Here is a 4,398-nt window from a genome sequence, read left to right as displayed (position 1 = left end):
TACTCAGATTTATACTCATGTTGAACCAGAGGCATTAAAGAAAAAAATACTTGAAGAAAAGAAAGAGGTAAGTGAAAAAGTAGTTAGTGAAGAAAGTGTGAATATTAAACTTATAGAAATTGTGAAAAAACAGCAGGAAGAATTAATTAGAATGAAAGAAACTATAAAAGATCTACAGGAAAAATTAAATAAATTAAATTAAAAAACAATTATATGAAAAGGAGATAAAGATGGGAATTAAAAATAGATTTTTAGAAATAGGAAAGAAATTAAATAATTTAGAAAATAAAAAAGAGGAGGCTGTCGCTAAACTGACTGAATTGAAAAAAGATATTGAGGTTCTGAAAAATAAAATTGAATTTTTATTTAAAAAGGGTTGAAAAAGTAACTCTAAAAATAGGAAAGAGGGCTTGAAAAGCCCTCTAACCTTAATGATATTATACTTAAAGGCTCAAGAATATTTTTTAATATTTTAAAACGCTATTTTAACGCATTTTAAAGTGTTTTTAGATATATATAGATAGGAAGTGATATAAATGAACAGATTAAGTTATTCGGCAATTTCGACCTATTTACAATGTCCTCTACAATATAAGTTAATATACATTGATAGACTAAAAAGATTACCGAAATCATATTTTTCATTCGGCAGATCACTTCATAATACAACAGCATATTTTTACTCAGCTACATTTACAGAACCCCCTCATTTAAGCAAGCTTTTAGAATATTATGGGAGAAATTGGGTATCAGAAGGATACAAGAGCAAAGAGGAGGAAAAAGAAAACTTTGAGTTAGGCAAAGTAATACTTGGTGTTTTTCATAAAGTAAATTCCGAAGATTATAAGAAACCCCTTGTTGTAGAATATAGTTTTAATGTTAATTTAGATGGTATTATCTTAACAGGTATAATTGACAGAGTAGATAAACTTCCTTCCGAGAATCTTGAAATCATTGATTATAAATCTGGTAAGAGTTTTCCTTCTGAAAATGAATTAAGCGAGGATCTCCAACTCTCACTTTATCATATTGCAGCAGAAAAGACATGGAAAACAATACCTAAAAAACTAACTTTTTACCATTTGAGATCAAACACACCTATATCTACTAAAAGAAATCCTGAGCAAATCAAAAATGCGGTAGATTTAGTATTTGATGTTGCAAATGAAATAAATAATGGAAATTTTAAACCAAAGGTAGGAAGATTTTGTCCTTGTGATTTTCCCCAACATTGTCCCCACTTTTCTAAGGAAATAAAAGAGGTAAATATTAATAAAGAAGATAATAATAGGAAATACACGAAGCCTGTAAAAATATCTAAAGATAAATTAACTCTCATAAATGAATTGTGGCAGTTAATGCTAAAGAAAGGCTATAACAAGAAAGATGCAAGATCTTATATAATATTAAACTTTAATAAGGAAAAAGGCAGTGAACTATCTTTAAAGGAGTTGAATATTGCCATTAAGGAATTTAAAGATGATGAACTTAAAGAAGCAGGGACTAAGTTTTGGTTATTAGTGGAGGAGAAAAAGCTAACAGGCAATGAGATTAAAGAGTTTTTATTAAAAAATTATGGGAAGTTTGATTCTCTTAAATTATCAATAGAAGAAGTTAATGATGCTATACATAAAATTAAGAAACTTCGAATTAGATAAAATAAAAAACAATAAGAAGGTAAAAAATAAATAAAAGAAAATGCATAATAATTCATGGATGTCCCTCAGATGTTGAAAGATCAATGAATCTGGAAACAAGAACTTATGATAAACACTGGATACCCTTGATCAAAAAACATCTTATTGCGAAAGGCGTAGAAACAGAAACTCCTCTAATGCCTACCCCATGGCAACTTGATTATGTAAAATTTAAGAGTGAGTTTGAAAAATATACAGTTGGTGAAAATACAATTCTGGTAGGTCATAGTTGTGGTTGTGCCTTTTTAGTGCGTTGGCTCGGAGAAACAAAGAGAAAAGTTTTTAAACTCATTCTTGTAGCCCCCTGGAAAATTCCTAACAAAGATGATGTATTTAGAAGAGCTTTTTATACTTATCAAATTGATAATACTATCAAAGAAAGAGTTAATAAAATAGTAATGTTTACTGCAGATAATGAAAAAGATGGTGGAAAAGAAAGTTTGAAAATTTTTCATGAAGCTCTTGGTGGTGAAGTTATTGAACTTGAAGGACTAGGGCATTATACTATGGAATATATGAAAACTAAGGAGTTTCCCGAATTATTGAAAAAAATTTTAGAATAGCTATATTGTGAGAGTATGTTAGCACCCTACTATCTTTTAGTTCAAGAGAACATATATTTAAAGGCTCAAAAATATCGGGTTTTTTTATTTTAATTTGACATATGTTAAATTAAAATGTATTATTTAGTATATAATGCTTAATTTAGAATAGAAAAAATTATGAAATTTTTTAAGAAGATAAAATCGGATAAATTGTTAAAAGACAATAAAAGTTTTAAACTTTTAACCCAAAAAACCATTTCTATTTATTCTTTTGCAGGGGGAGTGGGTAGAACATCTATAGCAATTCATTTAGCTCATTATTTTTCAAATTATAAAACACTGCTTATTGATTTGAATTTTATTCAAGGCGATAGTGATCTATCTTTATACTTAAAGCTTAAAAAATTACCACATCTATCCAATTTTCTAATAGAAGATAATCCTGAAAAATCTTTTAGTAATACAATTGTCAAACCAGATAATTATAAATTTGATGTAATACAAGCACCTCCATCAATTCGTCAATCTGACAATATTAAAATAAAAACAATTGATAATCTGATTGACATTGCTAGAGATAAATACGGGTTGATAATAATTGACCTGCCTTATTCCTATAGTAATTTAGTTATGCATGTTTTAAATAAAAGCACAGACGTAATAATGGTTACAAATGATAATTTGGGTTCTATCTCCAGGTTAAAAGAGATAGGATTTTTTGTTTTTGAAAAACCAAAGATTATTTATGTTTATAACAAATACGAAAAACATGTTAGTTTGTATAAACCTAAAGAAATAGAAGGTTATTTAGTAGAGGATATAAATGTTATTGGTTATGATGATAAATTAAAATATAGAATGTCAAAAAATATAATAAATACTGATGTTTCTACGACTTTTGGAGAAGGTATAATAAATTTAGTTCATAATTCAATAATTAAATAAATAGGTGAAATAAGATAAATACTAGAAAGGGGGTTAAAGATGAAAAAGAATAAGAATAATAAAGGTATTGAAAAAGTGATAAAAGAAATTGATGAGGAAATGGAAAGAAGAACCGTAGGACTTAAAGAGGAAAAAATATTCTCAGTAGATGAGGCTGCTAGTTTGCTTGGTGTTGAAGCTGACTATATTTTAAAACTTGTTTTAGAAAGAAAAATTGAAAGCTTGTTTGTAGGGAGAAAATACATGTTAAGGGAGGAAGATCTGGCAGAAGCTAATAAAATAATTAGCAAAGAAAAGCCCGTTGGTGATTACACAATTTATACAATAGCACAAGTGGCAAATATTCTAAGTCTAGGGACAAGAGAGATTACCAAGCTAGTAAATGAGGGGGAAATTGAGGGATTTAAGACACGCAATGGGTCAAGAAGTCCCTGGCGTGTTAAAAAAGAAGCTCTTGATAAGTACATAGAAAGAAGAATTAAGGTTAAGAAAGAGACGTTAAGGAAATAGAAGTGTATGATGGTTTGATAGCTTATAATACAGATAACAAATATATCGAGGACTCTATAAATAGTATCTTTGCCGATAACTCCAACATTATTAAATTAGATAAAAACTACAATCTTGAAGTTCTTTTAAAAAATAAAATAAAATCTATAATTTTAGATCAAAATTGTAAAAATTATAATAATTTTTATGATATTTTTAAAAAAATAGGTGTTCCTGTAGTTACGATCGGAAGAGATGGGGATTTATTCTATCCATTTGATGCAGATGAGTTATTAACGGTAATAGAAAAACAAAAATTATATAATCCTTCAGAAAAAGAAAGTTTAAAAGATAAGTTCGCAAAATATATTATTTCTTACAAAGAAAAGGTAAAAAACCAGATAAATGAGATGGAAAGATTAAAAGAATTAAAAGAAAAGAAAGGAGAATATAAAGAATTATCAGCTGAAAAGGGTAAAATAGAAAAAAAATATAGGGATAAAATATCAAAAAAAGAAAAATATTTGTACATTGATGCCAACAAACTGAAGGATAAAAAAGTAATATCTTTTATTTCATTCAAGGGCGGAGTTGGAAAAACTACTCTGATAGTTAATTTCGCTAAAAAAATTGAAAATAACAAAAAAGGCGTTATTTTAATAGATTTAGAAAAGCAGTATGGTTCTAGTGATATATCCTCTTTTTTAAAAGTACCTATTCTT

The 4,398-nt window shown here is 27.6% G+C and carries 7 protein-coding genes; all 7 read left to right on the top strand.

Annotated elements, in window-relative coordinates:
• Positions 1-202 (top strand): hypothetical protein (locus KKC53_01520; protein ID MBU2597849.1); only part of this gene is annotated, 202 nt, incomplete at its 5' end.
• Positions 203-230: 28 nt separating this feature from the next.
• Entirely contained in the window at positions 231-380 is a 150-nt protein-coding gene (locus tag KKC53_01515) for a hypothetical protein (protein MBU2597848.1), read from the top strand.
• Positions 381-536: 156 nt separating this feature from the next.
• Positions 537-1,658, top strand: coding sequence for a PD-(D/E)XK nuclease family protein (locus KKC53_01510; protein MBU2597847.1), 1,122 nt, complete (start codon positions 537-539; stop codon positions 1,656-1,658).
• Positions 1,659-1,741: 83 nt separating this feature from the next.
• Positions 1,742-2,260 (top strand): alpha/beta hydrolase, encoded by a 519-nt coding sequence (locus KKC53_01505; GenBank protein MBU2597846.1) that lies wholly within the window; start codon positions 1,742-1,744, stop codon positions 2,258-2,260.
• Between the two features lie 159 nt (positions 2,261-2,419).
• Complete coding sequence (locus tag KKC53_01500) at positions 2,420-3,187, top strand: AAA family ATPase (GenBank protein MBU2597845.1); 768 nt, start codon at positions 2,420-2,422, stop codon at positions 3,185-3,187.
• Positions 3,188-3,226: 39 nt separating this feature from the next.
• Positions 3,227-3,697, top strand: coding sequence for an excisionase family DNA-binding protein (locus KKC53_01495; GenBank protein ID MBU2597844.1), 471 nt, complete (start codon positions 3,227-3,229; stop codon positions 3,695-3,697).
• A 14-nt stretch (positions 3,698-3,711) separates the two neighbouring features.
• Positions 3,712-4,398 (top strand): AAA family ATPase (locus KKC53_01490; protein MBU2597843.1); only part of this gene is annotated, 687 nt, incomplete at its 3' end.

The sequence above is a fragment of the Actinomycetota bacterium genome (assembly GCA_018830725.1).
Lineage (GTDB): Bacteria > Actinomycetota > Humimicrobiia > JAHJRV01 > JAHJRV01 > JAHJRV01.
Note: the sequence above shows the minus strand (reverse complement) of the source record. Positions and strands in the feature narration are given on the sequence as shown.

Excerpts from the sequence above, each read along its gene's own strand:
- KKC53_01515 (MBU2597848.1), top strand. The coding sequence starts at position 231 with ATGGGAATTAAAAATAGATTTTTAGAAATAGGAAAGAAATTAAATAAT.
- KKC53_01510 (MBU2597847.1), top strand. The coding sequence starts at position 537 with ATGAACAGATTAAGTTATTCGGCAATTTCGACCTATTTACAATGTCCT.
- KKC53_01505 (MBU2597846.1), top strand. The coding sequence starts at position 1,742 with ATGAATCTGGAAACAAGAACTTATGATAAACACTGGATACCCTTGATC.
- KKC53_01500 (MBU2597845.1), top strand. The coding sequence starts at position 2,420 with ATGAAATTTTTTAAGAAGATAAAATCGGATAAATTGTTAAAAGACAAT.
- KKC53_01495 (MBU2597844.1), top strand. The coding sequence starts at position 3,227 with ATGAAAAAGAATAAGAATAATAAAGGTATTGAAAAAGTGATAAAAGAA.